The organism is Halomonas sp. JS92-SW72 (assembly GCF_003547075.1).
Taxonomy (GTDB): Bacteria; Pseudomonadota; Gammaproteobacteria; order Pseudomonadales; family Halomonadaceae; genus Halomonas; species Halomonas alkalicola.
Map to the genome: position 1 here is coordinate 779369 of NZ_CP032147.1, position 15436 is coordinate 794804.

Annotated in this window: 17 protein-coding genes and 1 tRNA gene; 12 read left to right on the top strand and 6 right to left on the bottom strand. The window is 67.0% G+C overall.

Translation table 11 applies throughout. The features are described from left to right. The first annotated feature begins 4 nt into the window (after positions 1-4). Positions 5-883, top strand: a complete 879-nt coding sequence (locus D1793_RS03695) for a hypothetical protein (RefSeq protein WP_119020937.1) — start codon at positions 5-7, stop codon at positions 881-883. A gap of 85 nt (positions 884-968) precedes the next feature. Here the strand turns inward: D1793_RS03695 and D1793_RS03700 are convergent, their stop codons facing one another. Further along, a complete protein-coding gene (locus tag D1793_RS03700) occupies positions 969-1580 on the bottom strand; it encodes a superoxide dismutase (RefSeq protein WP_119020938.1) in 612 nt (203 codons plus the stop codon). A 238-nt stretch (positions 1581-1818) separates the two neighbouring features. Between D1793_RS03700 and rmuC the strand changes: the two genes are divergently transcribed. Further along, on the top strand, positions 1819-3243 hold the full coding sequence (gene rmuC, locus D1793_RS03705; protein WP_119020939.1) for a DNA recombination protein RmuC: 1425 nt from the start codon (positions 1819-1821) through the stop codon (positions 3241-3243). 45 nt (positions 3244-3288) lie between these two features. On the opposite strand, the gene D1793_RS03710 is transcribed toward rmuC, so the two are convergent. Next, positions 3289-3981 (bottom strand): RES family NAD+ phosphorylase, encoded by a 693-nt coding sequence (locus tag D1793_RS03710; RefSeq protein ID WP_119020940.1) that lies wholly within the window; start codon positions 3979-3981, stop codon positions 3289-3291. Further along, on the bottom strand, positions 3975-4373 hold the full coding sequence (locus tag D1793_RS03715) for an antitoxin Xre-like helix-turn-helix domain-containing protein (protein ID WP_119020941.1): 399 nt from the start codon (positions 4371-4373) through the stop codon (positions 3975-3977). The genes D1793_RS03710 and D1793_RS03715 overlap by 7 nt, the downstream gene beginning before the upstream one ends. Before the next feature lie 203 nt (positions 4374-4576). Here D1793_RS03715 and D1793_RS03720 point away from each other — a divergent pair, with 203 nt between their 5' ends. Beyond that, positions 4577-5812, top strand: coding sequence for a DUF4236 domain-containing protein (locus D1793_RS03720; RefSeq protein WP_119023563.1), 1236 nt, complete (start codon positions 4577-4579; stop codon positions 5810-5812). A gap of 115 nt (positions 5813-5927) precedes the next feature. Then, positions 5928-6392, top strand: a complete 465-nt coding sequence (locus D1793_RS03725; protein WP_119020942.1) for a hypothetical protein — start codon at positions 5928-5930, stop codon at positions 6390-6392. Between the two features lie 10 nt (positions 6393-6402). On the opposite strand, the gene D1793_RS03730 is transcribed toward D1793_RS03725, so the two are convergent. Both D1793_RS03730 and D1793_RS03735 read right to left on the bottom strand, forming a co-directional pair. After that, positions 6403-7107 carry a L,D-transpeptidase gene (locus D1793_RS03730; RefSeq protein ID WP_119020943.1) on the bottom strand — a complete coding sequence of 235 codons (705 nt, stop codon included), beginning with the start codon at positions 7105-7107 and terminating at the stop codon, positions 6403-6405. Between the two features lie 52 nt (positions 7108-7159). Continuing rightward, a tRNA-Pro gene (locus D1793_RS03735) sits at positions 7160-7236 on the bottom strand. A 210-nt stretch (positions 7237-7446) separates the two neighbouring features. On the opposite strand from D1793_RS03735, the gene D1793_RS03740 reads away from it, so the two are divergent. The 3 genes from D1793_RS03740 to D1793_RS03750 all read left to right on the top strand — a co-directional run bounded on the left by D1793_RS03740 (position 7447) and on the right by D1793_RS03750 (position 10242). After that, positions 7447-9075 carry a BCCT family transporter gene (locus D1793_RS03740; protein ID WP_119020944.1) on the top strand — a complete coding sequence of 543 codons (1629 nt, stop codon included), beginning with the start codon at positions 7447-7449 and terminating at the stop codon, positions 9073-9075. A gap of 79 nt (positions 9076-9154) precedes the next feature. Beyond that, positions 9155-9511 carry a CidA/LrgA family protein gene (locus tag D1793_RS03745; protein ID WP_119020945.1) on the top strand — a complete coding sequence of 119 codons (357 nt, stop codon included), beginning with the start codon at positions 9155-9157 and terminating at the stop codon, positions 9509-9511. After that, positions 9508-10242: an LrgB family protein gene (locus D1793_RS03750; RefSeq protein WP_119020946.1), complete on the top strand. Its 735-nt coding sequence runs from the start codon at positions 9508-9510 to the stop codon at positions 10240-10242. Before D1793_RS03745 ends, D1793_RS03750 begins: the two co-directional genes overlap by 4 nt. Before the next feature lie 94 nt (positions 10243-10336). Here D1793_RS03750 and D1793_RS03755 read toward each other — a convergent pair whose 3' ends face one another. After that, on the bottom strand, positions 10337-10690 hold the full coding sequence (locus D1793_RS03755) for a hypothetical protein (RefSeq protein WP_119020947.1): 354 nt from the start codon (positions 10688-10690) through the stop codon (positions 10337-10339). A 161-nt stretch (positions 10691-10851) separates the two neighbouring features. On the opposite strand from D1793_RS03755, the gene D1793_RS03760 reads away from it, so the two are divergent. From D1793_RS03760 to D1793_RS03780, 5 genes are all read left to right on the top strand, one after another. Then, positions 10852-11025, top strand: a complete 174-nt coding sequence (locus tag D1793_RS03760; protein WP_119020948.1) for a DUF2970 domain-containing protein — start codon at positions 10852-10854, stop codon at positions 11023-11025. A gap of 134 nt (positions 11026-11159) precedes the next feature. Next, a complete protein-coding gene (gene coxB / locus D1793_RS03765; protein ID WP_119020949.1) occupies positions 11160-12281 on the top strand; it encodes a cytochrome c oxidase subunit II in 1122 nt (373 codons plus the stop codon). 33 nt (positions 12282-12314) lie between these two features. Next, positions 12315-13949: a cytochrome c oxidase subunit I gene (gene ctaD / locus D1793_RS03770; protein ID WP_119020950.1), complete on the top strand. Its 1635-nt coding sequence runs from the start codon at positions 12315-12317 to the stop codon at positions 13947-13949. A gap of 32 nt (positions 13950-13981) precedes the next feature. Continuing rightward, entirely contained in the window at positions 13982-14581 is a 600-nt protein-coding gene (locus D1793_RS03775) for a cytochrome c oxidase assembly protein (protein ID WP_119020951.1), read from the top strand. Then, a complete protein-coding gene (locus D1793_RS03780; RefSeq protein ID WP_119020952.1) occupies positions 14578-15435 on the top strand; it encodes a cytochrome c oxidase subunit 3 in 858 nt (285 codons plus the stop codon). Before D1793_RS03775 ends, D1793_RS03780 begins: the two co-directional genes overlap by 4 nt. Position 15436 lies beyond the last annotated feature (1 nt).

Genomic DNA, 15436 nt, shown 5'->3' on the forward strand with positions numbered 1-15436 from the left:
CTCCATGCATCTCTCGTCCCGCGCCCGCACCCTGCTGCTCGATGCCGCCCGCTCCCTGCGCCGGGTGGACCAGGTCGACAAGCGCCGCAGCCGGGTGGTGGAGGAGGTCATCGCCTGGTGCGAGGCTCACGACATCGAGCCCGGCCCGCGGCTGACCCATGGCCGGCTGCGGCTGGACCGCGATCTGCTCGAGCGCATCGACGACACCCTGGGCGCCCTGGGTCATCCCCGCCTCGAGGACACCCTGGCGGGGTTGACCAGCGCCGAGCAGGCGCGGCTCGGGAATCTCGAGCACAAGAGCGTGCGCGAGGCGCCGCGCCGACAGCGAGTTCTGGCCAGCCTTCCCGCGGGCGATCCGCGCCCTGGCCTCGCGAGCCGGCCCCGGGACTTCCTCGACCTCGATCGCCGAGAGATCGCCCTGGTGGCCTTCGACGTGCTGCTCCAGGTCGAGAACCTCGACAGCTTCTATGCCTTCGACCCGGCGATACCGGCGCTGGCCGGCTGGTCCCGCCCGCTGGTGCTCTACCGCGGCGATCGCCACTATGGCGGCGGCTTCGCCGCCCTGGCCGCCGACTGGTCCGCCACCGGAAGGCCGCACCTCTACCTGGGCGACTTCGATGCCGCGGGGCTTCACAACGCCCTGGGCAGCGGGGCGACCCACCTGCTGCTGCCGCCCCTGGCGTTCATGTCGAACCGGGCCAGCGGCGAGCAGCTCCCGGCGGATCAGATTCCCCTGCAGGCATCGCTTCGCGACCACGCTGCGCGCCTGCCGGCGGACCATCCGTTGGCCAGCCACCTGGCCGTGCTGCTGGGCGAACAGCGCGGTCTTCTCCAGCAGTGGTTCGGCCCCGACGAGTCGCTGGCGCTGCTGCCCCTGGGATAGGCCGCCGCCTTCAACGACATCGCCGCACCCGAGGGTGCGGCGATGGAGGGTGGCGGCATGGGCCGCCGGGTCAGGGGCGGGACGCTCAGGCCATGGCGGCCTGGTAGCGGCGCTCCACCTCGTCCCAGTCGATGACGTTGAAGAACTCGGCCACGTAGTCCGGGCGCTTGTTCTGGAATTTCAGGTAGTAGGCGTGCTCCCACACGTCCAGGCCCAGCACCGGGGTGTTGCCGTTGGAGAGGGGGCTGTCCTGGTTCAGGGAGTTCTCCACCACCAGGCCCTTCTGGGGGGTGACGCAGAGCCAGGCCCAGCCGCTGCCGAAGCGCCCCAGGGCGGCCTGGGTGAAGGCCTCCTTGAAGGCGTCGAAGCCGCCGAGCTCCTTGTCGATGGCCTGGGCCACCTGGCCCTTGGGCGCGCCGCCGCCGTCGGGCGACATCATCTGCCAGAACATGCTGTGGTTGGAGTGGCCGCCGCCGTTGTTGATCACCGCCTGGCGCTTGTCGGCCGGCACGCGATCCAGGTTGGCCAGCAGCTCGTCCACCGGCACCTCCTCGAGGCCGGTCCCCTGCAGGGCGGCGTTGAGGTTGTTGACGTAGGTCTGGTGGTGCCGGGAGTGGTGGATCTCCATGGTCAGCGCATCGATGTGGGGCTCGAGGGCATCGTAGGCATAGGGAAGATCGGGCAGGCTATGGGGCATGGTTGCACCTCCATCGGTCGTCGGGAAATGTATTCCTTCAAGAGCACCCGACAGCATGGCAGAGCCGGCTGGAATCGGCCAATAAGAATCATTATCGGCTTATATAGGCAAAGGTAATCGGCTAGTCTGGATCTGGTTTCGCCAGCGAGGCCTGCCGCCAGGTAGACTCGCCGTTATCGACTGTCCGGGGCCCTTCATCGACGAGGCCGCCGACCCCAGCCCATACCCGGAGCCCTGCATGCCTCTCGACCTGGAACTCACCCTCATCGTCCTGGTTGCCCTCCTGCTCGGTGCGGCAGGGGGCTTCGCCCTGGGTCGGGGCGGGCTCAAGGCCGCTCGCCGGGCGCTCGATGCCACCCGCGCCGAGCTGCATACCCAGCAGCTGGAGGCCCGCGAGCAGGCGGTGGCGCTGCAGGTGGCCGAGGGGGAGGTGGAGACACAGCGCGAGGACGTGGCGGCCCGGGCGCGCGAGGTCGAGCGCTTCCGCGAGGCCTATTACGCCCTGAAGCAGACCCACGGTGAGCTGACCAGCCGCCTGGAGGAGAAGGAGGCGAGCTTCAGTCGTCAGCTGGCCTGGATGGAGCAGAGCAAGCAACAGCTCAGGGTGGAGTTCGAGAACCTCGCCAACGAACTGCTCGAGCAGAAGGGCAAGGCCTTCTCGTCGCTCTCCGAGCGCAACCTGCTGGGTCTGCTCAAGCCCTTCCAGGAGGAGATGAAGGGCTTTCGCGAGAAGGTGGAGACCCTGCATACCCAGGAGACCGCCCAGCGGGCCAGCCTCACCACAGAGCTCAGGCACCTCCAGCAGCTCAACCGTGACATCACCGACCAAGCGGCGCGGCTCACCGAAGCGCTCAAGGGGCAGAAGAAGGTGCAGGGCAACTGGGGCGAGCTGATGCTGGAGAACGTCCTCGACAGCGCGGGCCTGCGCCCAGGTCAGGACTACCAGCGCGAGAGGAGCTTCACCACCGAGGAGGGCAAGCGCCGCCCGGATGCGCTGGTCTACCTGCCCCAGGGCCGTCATCTGGTGATCGATGCCAAGACATCGCTGGCCGCCTATCTGGAGTACGTCAACGCCGAGGATGAGCTGACCCGCCAGACGTCGCTGGCGGCTCACGCCCGGGCGGTGGGTGCGCGCATCGAGGAGCTGGCCGACAAGCACTACTACGACCTGCCGGGGCTCAACTCGCCGGAGGTGGTGATCATGTTCATCCCGGTGGAGTCGGCCTACATCGAGGCGCTGCGCCACGACGGCACCCTCTACCAGCGCGCCATCGAACGCAATGTGCTGGTGGCCACGCCCACCACGCTGCTCACCAGCCTGAATATCGTCGGCCAGCTGTGGCGCTTCGAGAATCAGAGCCGCCACAGCGCCGAGCTGGCCAGGAAGGCGGAGCGCTTCTACCACAAGCTGGGCTCCTTTCTGGAGAGCATGCAGGACGTCGGCAGGAAGCTGGATGGCGCCCGGGTCAGCTACGACAGGGCGCTGGGGCAGCTGGTCAACGGCAAGGGCAACCTGATCAAGCAGGCCAGCGAGTTCCAGGAACTGGGCGTGGCGGTCAAGAAGGAGCTGCCCGCCGAGCTCGTGGAGCGCGCAGGGCTCGAGGTGGGCGCTGCCACGCAGCCCGCTGCCGAGCCCTCGCCGGCAGACGCCCGGGAGCGATAAGCGGGCCGTGACCATTCTGGGGCGAGGCGTGCGTCAGCGGCGCCGTCAGCGGGCGCTGAGCTGGTTCACCTCGGTCAGGGTGCCGTTCCAGATCATCTCCAGATGGCAGGCCTGGACGATGCCGGAGACCCGGCTGGGGGTGAGCAGTGCCCAGCAGGTGGCGGCCTGTCGGCGTACCGAGCGGTAGCGCAGGCCGGGCTCGCCGGCGGCGCGCAGGGCATGGCCCAGGGCGCGTGACGCGCCGTAGTCGCTGGGGTGGTAGATGGCGTGACCGGCGGGGAGGCAGAGCCCGTCGCGACACCCCGCCCCGTCGATGTCGGCCACCAGGCCGCGGAACACGAAGCGTTCGAAGTGCAGCCCCTCCACCCGCTGCCAGTAGGCCTGCTGGTGGTGCCTCACTTCGGCGATGGCGGTCTCCAGGGCATCGGCCAGGTAGAGGACCCCGAAGCTGCCATCGCTGAACCGCGAGCCATCCGGGTTGACGTGGGTAAAGGGCGCCACCGCATAGCTGCAGCCGCGGATGCCGAAGGGGATCTCGTCCCTGGGCAGCAGCGCCAGGTTGCCGGCCTCGGTCTGCAGGCGCGGATGGGTCAGCGCCTGCAGGGCGAAGAGGGCCTCGAACTCGGCGGCATCGGCCACATCCTCGAACAGGCCGATGGGCGGGAACTTGCTGTTGACCAGCCGATGGCCGCGGACCCTGCCGGGGGGCAGGGCGGGCAGCTCGCCGGGTGTTACCACTGGGCGCCTCGCAGGGCGTCGATGCGCTTGAAGGTCTCGTAGAGGGAGGCGATGTCGCCGCCGCCGATCAGCGACAGCGGGGTGCGTCCATTGAAGTAGGGATTGTGGTTGGCCATGGCCATGAAGCCGTAGCGGTTCTCCGGGTTGTCGAACAGGATACGCAGCGCCGCATGGATATTCAGCAGGTAGCTGATGCGGGTGAGCTGGTCGCGGTCGAGCTTGATCTCGGCCAGGTCGCCCCGACGGGCCCGGGCGTAGGTGCTGTGGGAGACGCGCAGGATCGCCTCGCCCTGCTCGCCGCTGGCGCCCCAGCGATCGAGGATGCGTACCGCCGTCTTGAGGCCCGCGGCGGCTGCGGCCTTGTCATGGGGCAGGGTGGCAGTGTCGAGCATGGGACCTCCCGCTCTGTGTCTAGAATGACTCTGTGTTTATAAAGACATAATAGCCTATTTTGTGTTTGGGGAGACAGATTGCCCGTCATGGCGCACCGCCTGGCGGAAAAAGATGCCCGCCGGCGTTGGCAATGGCGCCTTTTCTTGATGAAGTGCTGGGGCGGCCCGGCAGCAGGGTCCAGGCACAGGAACAGGGAGTGGAGATGGCCTTTCGTTTTCAGCGCCGTATTCGTCTGGCGCCCGGCGTGCGCCTCAACCTCGGCAAGCGCGGCTTGGGGCTCTCGGTGGGGCCCCGCGGTGCCAGCCTGAGCATGGGACCGAGCGGGGTGCACGGCCATGCGGGCCTTCCCGGCACCGGCCTTGCCTACCGGCGCCGGCTCGACGGTGGCGGTGGTGCGGACACGCAGGACAAGGCCGACGCTGGCGCCACGGCCGCCAGTCGTGCGGCGGCGCTGGAGGCGCTGCTGGCCGGGGGTGGCAGCCTGGCGGTGCAGCTGGAGGTCGAGGAGGGTGGCCAGGTCGCCTACTTCCACGCCGATGGCTCCCCCCTGTGCAGCGCCGAGGCTCGGGTGCTGCGCCGCCATGCCGAGGAGGCCCTTCGCGAACAGCTGCTGGCCCACTGCGAGCGGCTCAATGCCGACCTCGACCGCCTGGGGCGGCTGCACGAGGAGACGCCGCCGCCCGAGTCGTCAGGCTATGTCATGCGCGACTTCGCCGAACCGCCCCCGCCTCCGTTCCAGCCTCAGGCTCCCGGCCTGCGCCATGCCCTCTGGTCGCCGGCCAGGCGCCGCCTTGAGGAGGAGAATCGCCGGCGACGCGACGAATTCGACGAGCGCTACCGGGCCTGGGAGTGGCGCAAGGCCGACCACGACGCGGCGGAATTTTCCCGTCATCGCCGGGAGAGCGAGGAGGTGTGGGACGATCCGGCGGCCATGGAGCAGACGCTGCGCGACCGGTTGGAGGAGATCGACTGGCCCCGCGAGACCCTGATCGATTTCGACCTGGGCAGCGACCTGCGCAGCATCGCCGTGGATATCGACCTGCCCGGCGAGGAGGAGATGCCGGATCGCTACTGGGGCATGCCACCCAAGCAGCTCAGGCTCAGCCCGCGCAAGCTCGGCGCCACCCGCCAGCGTGAACTCTATCGCGACCATGTCCACGGCGTTGCCTTTCGGGTGCTGGGGGCGGTGTTCGCGCGCCTGCCCGCCGTGGTGGAGGCCCGCGTCTCCGGCTACCGTCAGGTGCCCGAGCCCGCCACCGGCGGCCAGCGCGACCAGTATCTCTACAGCGTCAAGGTGACCCGGGAGCAGTGGGGGAAGATCCACTTCGATCGCCTCGACCAGGTGGACCCGGTGGCCGCCATGGAGGCCTTCACCCTGCGCCGCGACATGACGCGAACCGGAATCTTCCGGGATATCGAGCCCCTTAAGCTGGTGTAGGTGTGCCAGGTCAAGGCGGCTAGCCCGGGTGGCGGTTATGCTGGACTCACGCTGATGACCCGCACCCCGCGCCGCCATGGCAACGGGGCAGAGATCCCTTAGGGAGGCCACCCAGATGAACATCCAGCACCGCATTGACCGCCCTTATGAAGCCGGCTGCATCGAGGTGTACGGTGACGAGCCCTATGAGTGGCGTATCCTCGATCATGCCGGCCATGTGGTACGTGACAGCGCCGGCTATGGCAGCGGCGCCAGCGCCTACGCCTCGGCGGAATTGGCCCTGCGCGATGCGATCACCTTCGATGCCGATGACAGCGTGGTGCCGATCTTCTTCCGCCACGGTGCCGATGCCGAGCTGGAGAACGCCGCCCAGGCCCACCGCACCGCCGACACCCTGCGTGCCATGGCCCTGGCCCTGAAGAGTGCCGGCAGCCAGGCGGTGCTGGATAGCCGCCACGCCACCGACGACGAGGCCCAGGACTACCTGGACGCGAGGATCGCCGTGATGGAGCGCATCGTTCAGGAGCTCGAGGAGAGTGCCGGGCGCCTGCACGCGGCCACCCAGGCCGCGGCAGGCTGATCGCTCAGGCTTACTGGATCAGCACCGGCGTATCGATCTCCACCAGCGAGTGGAGGAGACGCACCTGGTCGTTCTCGACGGCCAGGCAGCCTTCGGTCCAGTCGACCCGCTGGTTCAGGAAGGGGTCGCGGTTGCCGAGGCCATGGATGCCGATATGGCCCCCCAAGGTGGTGTTGGGGTAGGAGAGGCGGTGCTGCTGGTAGTGGCGGCGAATCCGCTCGGCCTCCTCCTCGGTGATCAGCCCCTCCGACAGGGCCTGGTCGGCCACCCTCGGGTTCGGGTAGTTGATGCCGATGAAGGTGGCGTACTGGCTGTTGGGGTTGATCCGCTCGACCCGGAACTCCCCCTTCGGGGTCATGGCACTGCCGCGGGTGCGCAGGTTGACGGCGCCATTGATGCCGATGGCGAAATGGGGGATCTCATGGATCACGTGCCGGCCGCGCACCACGGAGAGGGTGCGATCCTTCACGCTGATATGTAGCCATACCCGCCCATCCTCGATGGGCAGCAGGCTGATCCCGGTATCGACGTCATCCAGGAAGTGTTGACCCGGCGAGCTTGCCACGACGCTCGACGGCGGCTCCGTCGTGTCGATCAGCGAGGCGCCGGCAGGGCCGGCGACAACCAGCAAGGCCAGCGGGGAGAGGGCAAGGAGCTTGAGCGGGCGGATGAGCATGGGCGGCAGCACGGTGTGATGAGGACGAGTGGTGGACATACAAAAAACGCCGCTTCGGTGTGACCCTGAGCGGCGTTTTCTCGATGTTAAGTGGTCGGAGCGACAGGATTCGAACCTGCGACCTTTGCAACCCCATTGCAACGCGCTACCAAGCTGCGCCACGCTCCGACTCTGTTTTCGGCGTCCTGGCCGTCTGGCCTGTCCCCCGAGAACGAGGCGTATACTAGCGCGTTCGCAGGCAAATGGAAAGCCCCTTTTGCACTTTCTTTTCAATCGCTTGGCGTGGGGCCGCTGGGGTGGGGCCAGGGGATCCTCTATCATGGGGAGGCGAAAGGGCGGCGCGGCTCGCCCACACCATGCAATCGGCTCGGAGTGGACATGTACGGACAGGCGCAGCGCGGGCTGCTGAAGGGAATGAATCCACGCGTCACCCTGGTCACGATCCTGGTGGTGGCGGTGGCACTGGTCTACGGCGCCTTCTTCACCGAGCGCCTGGCGGTGGGGCTGGCCGCCGCGCGCGGGCAGCTGGATCCCTTCCTGGAGTGGTACTACGTGCTGCTGGTGGCCTTTCTGCTGCTGTTCATGGTGTGGCTGGGCGCCGGGCGCTACAAGAACGTGCGTCTGGGCGGCGACTTCGAGCAGCCGGAGTTCACCTTCTTCTCCTGGGTGTCGATGCTGTTTGCCGCGGGCACCGGGGTGGGCATCCTGTTCTGGGCGGTGGCTCAGCCGATCCTGCAGTTCCAGGAGAATCCCTTCATCGCCGAGGGAATGACCCCGGATGCCGCCCGGGTGGCCATGCGGCTGACCTATTTTCACTGGGGCCTCAACGGCTGGGCGATCTTCTCCTTCGTGGCCCTGGTGCTGGCCTACTTCAGCTATCGCTGGAACCTGCCGTTGACGATCCGCTCCTGCCTCCAGCCCCTGTTCGGAAAGCGAGTGGAAGGGGGGCTGGGCGATGCGGTGGACGTGCTAGCGGTGTTCGGCACCGTCTTCGGCATCGCCACCACCCTGGGGCTGGGCGTGCAGCAGATGAACGCGGGCCTGGGGGCGCTGTTCGGCCTGGAGAGTTCGGTGTGGCTCCAGCTGGCCGTGACGGCGGTGATCATGTCGGTGGCCACCTTCTCGGTGGTCTCCGGGGTCAAGCGGGGGGTGCGCCTGCTCTCGGAGGCGAACTTCTGGCTGAGCATCGCGGTGGTGGTGTTCCTGCTGCTGTTCGGGCCGACCCAGTACCTGATCGCCATCACCATCGAGTCCGCCGGCGACTACATCCAGAACCTGATGGGCATGACCTTCCACACCAACGCCACCCGGGATGACGGCTGGCAGGCGGAGTGGACGGTGTTCTTCTGGGGGTGGTGGCTGGCCTGGTCGCCCTTCGTGGGGATGTTCATCGCCCGGGTCTCCCGCGGTCGTACCTTCCGCGAGTTCGTGATGGGGGTCTTGCTGGTGCCCACCGTGATCACCGTGGTGTGGATCGGGCTGTTCGGCGGCACCGCCCTCTACCATGAGCTGTTCGGTGCCGGCGGCATCATCGCGGCGGTGGATCGGGACGTGGCCACGGCGCTGTTTGCCACCATCGAGGCGATGGGGCTCGGGATGGCGGGGCAGGTCGTCTCCCTGGCGCTGGTGGTGCTGATCGCCACCTACCTGATCACCTCCGCCAACGCGGGCACCCTAGTGATCAACACCATCCTCTCCGGGGGCGACCCGGAGCCGCCGACCTTCCACCGCATCCTGTGGGGGGCGGTGCTCGGCCTGCTGACCGCGGTGCTGCTGCTGGCCGGCGGGCTGGAGACGCTCCAGGCGGCGGTGATCATGGCCGCGCTGCCCTTCTCGGTGGTGATCATGCTGATGATCGCCGGGCTGCTCAAGGCGCTGCACCGCGAGCGTTATGCGGCGCGCACCGGCGAGCGGGCCGAGGCGCCCCGCGAGCCCTGGGCCGACCTGGACGATGCCGGTGTCCAGCCGGTGCCGGTCTCCGATGACGAGGCCCACAAGCCGCACTGAACACCCTCAAGGGTGGTGCAGGGGGCGAGAGCGATCGGGGGCGGCAGAGGCTACCCTCTGGGAGAGGAGGAGGGGCGCGATGCCATTGATTATCGGGATGAGCGTGCTGCTGGTCTGCCAGTTCCTCGGGGAACTGCTGGCTCGCGGCCTGATGCTGCCGGTGCCGGGACCGGTGTTCGGCATGGTGATCCTGCTGGCGGGGCTGATGGTGCGCGGCAAGGTGCCGGATAGCCTGCGCCTGACCGGGGAGGGACTGCTGCGCTACCTGACGCTGCTCTTCGTGCCGGCGGGGGTGGGGCTAATGGTCCACTTCCGGCTGATCGGCCAGGACCTGTGGCCGATCCTGATCACCCTGGTGCTCTCCACGGCGGTGACGCTGGGGGTGACGGCCTGGCTGCTGGATCGGATGAACCGGCGGCGGGGGAATCGCTCATGAATGTCGCCGACCTCGACCAGCTGTGGGTCTACCTCTCCGGCAGTCCGCTGCTCTCGCTGCTGGCGACCCTGCTGGTGTTCGTTCTGGCGGTTCGTCTCAACAGGGCCCTGGGCGGCACGCCGCTGCTGCATCCGGTGACCCTCTCCATCGCCATGCTGATCGGCCTGCTGCTGCTGGTGGACATGGACTACGCCACCTACTTCGAGGGCGCCCAGTTCATCCACTTCCTGCTGGGGCCGGCCACCGTGGCCCTGGCGATTCCCCTCTATGACCATCGCGAGCGGGTGCGCCGGCTGCTGGGTCCGTTGCTGGTGGCCTGCATGACCGGGATCATCGCTGCGGTCGCCTCTACCCTGGGGCTGGCGATGGCGCTGGGCGCGCGGCCGGAGACCGTGCTGTCGCTGGCGCCGCGTTCGGTGACCTCGCCCATCGCCATGGGCATCGCCGAGCAGATCGGCGGTATCCCGTCGCTGGCCGCAGGGCTGGTGCTGCTGACCGGCTCCATCGGCTGTGCGCTCTCGCCCTGGGTGTTCCGGCTGCTGGGGGTGAAGGATCCGGCCGTGCAGGGCTTTGCCCTGGGTCTCGCCGCCCATGGCTTCGGCACCGCGCAGGCCTTCGCCCGCATTGGCGCGGTGGCGGGGGCCTTTTCGGGGCTGGCCATGGGGCTCACCGGCCTGCTCACCGCCTTCCTGCTGCCGCTGCTGACTCGGCTGTTCGGCCTGGGGGGATAGGTCCCGAGCGGCGGGCAGGAAAGCGGAAACACGAAGCGGCGCCGGTGGCGCCGCTTCACGTGATGGGTGTGCGTGAGGAGCGGGCGCTGGCCCGTCAGATCTCTTCCCAGAGCCGCTTGCGGAAGTCATGGCTCAGCCGGGCGGCATGCTCCATGCGCTTCTGCTGGGCGTCGGTCACCTGCTGCACGAGTTTCTGATAGCAGGCATGAACGTCTTGGGGCGTCCTGGGCTCCTCATTGTTCAGGCACTCGGTCATCTGCTGGCCGCTCTCGGCAACCGCCTTGAGAAATTGCGCTTCGAACTCCATGGCCTCGGCCAGGCTCTCTATCCAGGCCGCCTGCATGCGCGCCATGGGGTTGACGCCCTTCATCCACTGCTGCTGCCACCAGGCCAGCATGGGATTGGCATTCATCATGCCGAGGTCCATGCCGAAGGGGTTGGTCTTCATGATCGCCTCCTGAACGGGCCCCCTTGGGGCGCGCTGCGGGGTATGGGGAGAAAGCATCTAGAGTATAGGAGAGGTGGTCGGCGGTGTGACGCAGGAGTGAGCCTTTCTTGATGCCTGTCATACCGCCCCCTGCCACCCGGCAAACAGACAAGGAGCTGGCGATGTGGCGCGTGATCAAGTCGGTACTGGCGGCATTCCTCGGCGTGCAGAAGGAGCAGCGTCGCCGCGAGGACTTCGAGCAGGGCAGGCCGCTGGCCTTCATCGTGGTGGGCGTGGTGATGGGGCTGCTGTTCGTGGTGGGGGTGGCGGCGGTGGCAGTCGTGGTCGCGCGCTGAGGGGCCCCCGTTGAATCCGGCGTTGGTACGCCCGGCGACTGCGGCGAGTTGTCACAGCAGGGTCTTCTATACTGCATCGCAGACACAGCTAATGTTGCGTTAACCGCTAAGACAACAATAACGAGGAGGCGCCGATGCGCACGTTGTTCGTGTGGATGGCGGGCTGTCTGACGGGGCTTGCGTTCGTCCCCGCGGCAGTCGCCAGCGGTTGGAACATGCCGGTGGGGGTCACCGACCTCAGTCGCGAGATCCACTCCCTGCACATGACCATCTTCTGGATCTGCGTGATCATCGGCGTGATCGTGTTCGGGGTGATGTTCTACTCCCTGTTCAAGTTCCGTCGCTCCCGCGGCGCCAAGGCGGCCAACTTCCACGAGAACACCACCGTGGAGGTGCTGTGGACCGCCGTTCCCCTGCTGATCCTGGTGGGCATGGCGGTGCCGGCCACCGCGACCCTCAAGAAGATGTACGACGCCTCTGATGCCGAACTCGATGTGATGATCATCGGCCAGCAGTGGCGCTGGCGCTACGAGTACCTGGGCGAGGATGTCGCCTTCAACTCCAGCATGAGTACCCCTCGCGCCCAGATCCGAGGGGATGAGCCGCGTGGGGAGCACTACCTGCTCGAGGTGGACAATCCCCTGGTGCTGCCCATCAACCGCAAGGTGCGCTTCCTGATGACCTCCGACGACGTCATCCACTCCTGGTGGGTGCCGGACTTCGCCGTCAAGCAGGACACCATTCCCGGCTTCGTCAACGAGAACTGGGTGCGCATCAACGAGCCCGGCATCTATCGTGGCCAGTGCGCCGAGCTCTGCGGCATGGACCACGGCTTCATGCCGATCGTGGTACACGCCATGGAAGAGGAGGAGTTCGATAGCTGGCTCGCCGAGCGTCGCGAGGAAGCGGAGCAGGAGGCGATGGGCGTCGACCGCGAGTGGGAACTGGAGGAGCTGATGGAGCGCGGCGAGGCGGTCTACGCCAGCATCTGTGCCTCCTGTCACCAGCCCGAAGGGCAGGGGGCGGCGCCGGCCTTCCCGGCGCTCGCCGGCAACCAGCGGTTGCTCGACGATCTCGCCTGGCACCTGGACACCATCGTCAACGGCGTCTCCGGTACGGCGATGCCGGCCTTCCGCAGCACCTTGAACCCGGTCGAGATTGCCGCCGTGACCACCTGGACGCGTAACGCCTGGGGCAACGACACCGGTGACGCCGTCCAGCCGGCTGACGTGGTCGAGAAGCTGGCGAACCAATAACAACAGCACAATGACAGATCAGGGAGATTCACGATGGCGCCCAAGCTGCCTCCGCATCACCCCGTCGAGCAGAGCACCTCGGCCACCGCCGGCGGCCAGGCATCCGCCCATCCTGCGCCACCGCGTGGCATCCTGCGCTGGCTGCTGACCACCAACCACAAGGAGATCGGCAGCCTCTACCTGATCTTCTCGCTGATCATGTTCTTCATCGGCGGGATTTTCGCCCTGGTGGTGAGGGCCGAGCTCTTCCAGCCGGGCCTGCAGCTGGTCAATCCGGAATTCTTTAACCAGATGACCACCATGCACGGCCTGATCATGGTCTTCGCGGCGGTCATGCCGGCCTTCACGGGGCTGGCCAATTGGATGATCCCGCTGCAGATCGGTGCGCCGGACATGGCCCTGCCGCGGCTCAACAACTTCAGCTTCTGGCTGCTGCCGGTGGCCTTCCTTCTGTTGCTCTCCACCCTGCTGATGCCGGGGGGCGGGCCCAACTTCGGCTGGACCTTCTATGCGCCGCTCTCGACCACCTATGCGCCGCCGTCCACCACCTTCTTCATCCTTTCGCTGCACATCGCCGGTATCAGCTCGATCCTCGGCGCCATCAACATCATCGCCACCATCATCAACATGCGCGCACCGGGCATGCGGCTGATGGACATGCCGCTGTTCGTCTGGACCTGGCTGATCACCGCCTTCCTGTTGATCGCGGTGATGCCGGTACTGGCCGGGGTGATCACCATGATGCTGATGGACATCAACTTCGGCACCCACTTCTTCAATGCCGCCGGCGGCGGCGACCCGGTGCTGTTCCAGCACCTCTTCTGGTTCTTCGGGCATCCCGAGGTTTACATCATGATCCTGCCGGCCTTCGGCATCGTCTCGGCGATCATCCCGACCTTCGCCCGCAAGCGGCTGTTCGGCTACGCCTCCATGGTCTACGCCACCGCGGCCATCGCCATCCTCTCCTTCATGGTGTGGGCGCATCACATGTTCGTGGTGGGGCTGCCGCTGGCCGCCGAGCTGTTCTTCATGTACACCACCATGATCATCGCGGTACCCACCGGGGTGAAGGTGTTCAACTGGATCACCACCCTGTTCCGCGGCTCCATCACCTTCGAACCGCCGATGCTGTTCGCCCTGGCCTTCGTGGTGCTCTTCACCATCGGCGGCTTCTCGGGTCTGATGCTGGCCATCGCTCCCGCGGACTTCCAGTACCACGACACCTACTTCGTGGTGGCCCACTTCCACTACGTGCTGGTGCCCGGGGCGGTCTTTGCCATCATGGCGGGGGTCTACTACTGGCTGCCCAAGTGGACTGGCCACTACCCCAACGTGAAGCTGGCCCAGTGGCACTTCTGGCTCTCGGTGATCGGCGTCAACCTGACCTTCTTCCCCATGCACTTCTCGGGGCTCGCCGGCATGCCGCGGCGCATTCCCGACTATGCCCTGCAGTTCGCCGACTTCAACCTGGTGTCGAGCCTGGGCGCCTTCATGTTCGGTGTCTCGCAGCTGCTCTTCGTGGCGGTGGTGATCCTCTGCGTGCGCGGCGGCGAGAAGGCGCCGGCCAAGGCCTGGGAGGGTGCCGAGGATCTCGAGTGGAGCGTGCCGAGCCCGGCCCCGCTGCACACCTTCGAGACGCCGCCGACCTTCCAGCGCCATGAGCACTGAGCGAGCCTGGCCCGCGCCCAAGGAGGTGACCCATGACAGAGCCCCAACGCCACTCCCCCCGCCCCAACCCTGGTGTGCGCCGCACGGTGGTGCGCTCGGTGGCCACCCTGGTGGGCATGTTCGCCTTTGCCTTCGCCCTGGTGCCACTCTATGACGTCTTCTGCCGCGTTACCGGCATCAACGGCAAGGTGGATACCACCGCCCAGGCCATCGTGCACGAGGGGGTGGATGATTCGCGCTACGTCACCGTGCAGTTCATCACCCGCAACGGGTCGGGGCTGCCCTGGAACCTCGAGGTGGAGACCCGCCAGATACGCGTCCACCCGGGGCAGACCACCGAGGTGGGCTTCGCCTTTCACAATGCCAGCGGCGAGGGAACCTGGGGGCGGGCGGTGCCCAGCGTCTCGCCCTCGAACGCCACGCGCCACCTGCGCAAGGTGAGCTGCTTCTGTTTCGAGGAGCAGCACCTGGAAGCGGGCGAGCGCCTGGAACTGCCGCTAGTGTTCCAGCTGGCCCGCGACCTGCCGCCCGAGGTCAATACGGTAACCCTGGTCTACACCCTGTATCCGGTCACCCGCGACGAGGCGCCGCTTCAGGCCCGGGCGACTACCGGCAAAGGAGATGAGGCATGAGCGGTGGTAGCTACTACGTTCCGGCAACCAGCAAGTGGCCGATCCTCGGCTCACTGGCCTTGGGCCTGACGATGATCGGCACCGGCATGGTGCTGGTGTACGACCGCGGTACCCTGATCATGACGGTGGGGCTGATCGCCGTGCTGGCAGTGATGGGGCTGTGGTTTCGCGACGTGGTGAAGGAGTCCCGGCAGGGGCTCTACGACGCCCAGATGGACCGCTCCTTCCGCCAGGGCATGGGCTGGTTCATCTTCTCCGAGGTGATGTTCTTCGCGGCCTTCTTCGGGGCGCTCTTCTATATCCGTACCTTTGCCCTGCCATGGCTCGACGGCGAGGGGGCCAAGGGGGTGGCCGCGCTGCTCTGGCCGGAGTTCACCGCCAGCTGGCCGTTGCTCGAGCCGCCCGGTGACGTGGCCGGACCCCGCGACACCTTCAGCCCCTGGCAGCTGCCGCTGGTCAACACCCTGATCCTGGTGGCGTCGAGCATCACCCTGACGGTGGCCCACGAGGGGCTCAAGGAGGGGCATCGCGATACCACCCGCAACTGGCTGTTCGCCACCCTGCTGCTGGCCATCAGCTTCATCACCATCCAGGGCATCGAGTACTACGAGGCCTATGTCCACTACGGCATCACCCTGGAGGCGGGCATCTACGGGGCAACCTTCTTCCTGCTCACCGGTTTCCACGGAGCCCACGTGATCATCGGCGCCACCATCCTGGCGGTGATGCTGGTGCGCGTACTGCGCGGCCACTTCTCGAGCGACAACCACTTCGGCTTCGAGGCGGCCTGCTGGTACTGGCACTTCGTGGACGTGGTGTGGATCGGCCTGTTCCTGTTCGTCTATGTCTTCTGAG

Bases quoted from the DNA above. Each gene is read 5' to 3' on its own strand.
- D1793_RS03695 (WP_119020937.1), top strand. From the start codon at position 5: ATGCATCTCTCGTCCCGCGCCCGCACCCTGCTGCTCGATGCCGCCCGC.
- D1793_RS03700 (WP_119020938.1), bottom strand. From the start codon at position 1,580: ATGCCCCATAGCCTGCCCGATCTTCCCTATGCCTACGATGCCCTCGAG.
- rmuC (WP_119020939.1), top strand. From the start codon at position 1,819: ATGCCTCTCGACCTGGAACTCACCCTCATCGTCCTGGTTGCCCTCCTG.
- D1793_RS03715 (WP_119020941.1), bottom strand. From the start codon at position 4,373: ATGCTCGACACTGCCACCCTGCCCCATGACAAGGCCGCAGCCGCCGCG.
- D1793_RS03720 (WP_119023563.1), top strand. From the start codon at position 4,577: ATGGCCTTTCGTTTTCAGCGCCGTATTCGTCTGGCGCCCGGCGTGCGC.
- D1793_RS03725 (WP_119020942.1), top strand. From the start codon at position 5,928: ATGAACATCCAGCACCGCATTGACCGCCCTTATGAAGCCGGCTGCATC.
- D1793_RS03730 (WP_119020943.1), bottom strand. From the start codon at position 7,107: ATGTCCACCACTCGTCCTCATCACACCGTGCTGCCGCCCATGCTCATC.
- D1793_RS03740 (WP_119020944.1), top strand. From the start codon at position 7,447: ATGTACGGACAGGCGCAGCGCGGGCTGCTGAAGGGAATGAATCCACGC.
- D1793_RS03745 (WP_119020945.1), top strand. From the start codon at position 9,155: ATGCCATTGATTATCGGGATGAGCGTGCTGCTGGTCTGCCAGTTCCTC.
- D1793_RS03750 (WP_119020946.1), top strand. From the start codon at position 9,508: ATGAATGTCGCCGACCTCGACCAGCTGTGGGTCTACCTCTCCGGCAGT.
- D1793_RS03755 (WP_119020947.1), bottom strand. From the start codon at position 10,690: ATGAAGACCAACCCCTTCGGCATGGACCTCGGCATGATGAATGCCAAT.
- D1793_RS03760 (WP_119020948.1), top strand. From the start codon at position 10,852: ATGTGGCGCGTGATCAAGTCGGTACTGGCGGCATTCCTCGGCGTGCAG.
- coxB (WP_119020949.1), top strand. From the start codon at position 11,160: ATGCGCACGTTGTTCGTGTGGATGGCGGGCTGTCTGACGGGGCTTGCG.
- ctaD (WP_119020950.1), top strand. From the start codon at position 12,315: ATGGCGCCCAAGCTGCCTCCGCATCACCCCGTCGAGCAGAGCACCTCG.
- D1793_RS03775 (WP_119020951.1), top strand. From the start codon at position 13,982: ATGACAGAGCCCCAACGCCACTCCCCCCGCCCCAACCCTGGTGTGCGC.
- D1793_RS03780 (WP_119020952.1), top strand. From the start codon at position 14,578: ATGAGCGGTGGTAGCTACTACGTTCCGGCAACCAGCAAGTGGCCGATC.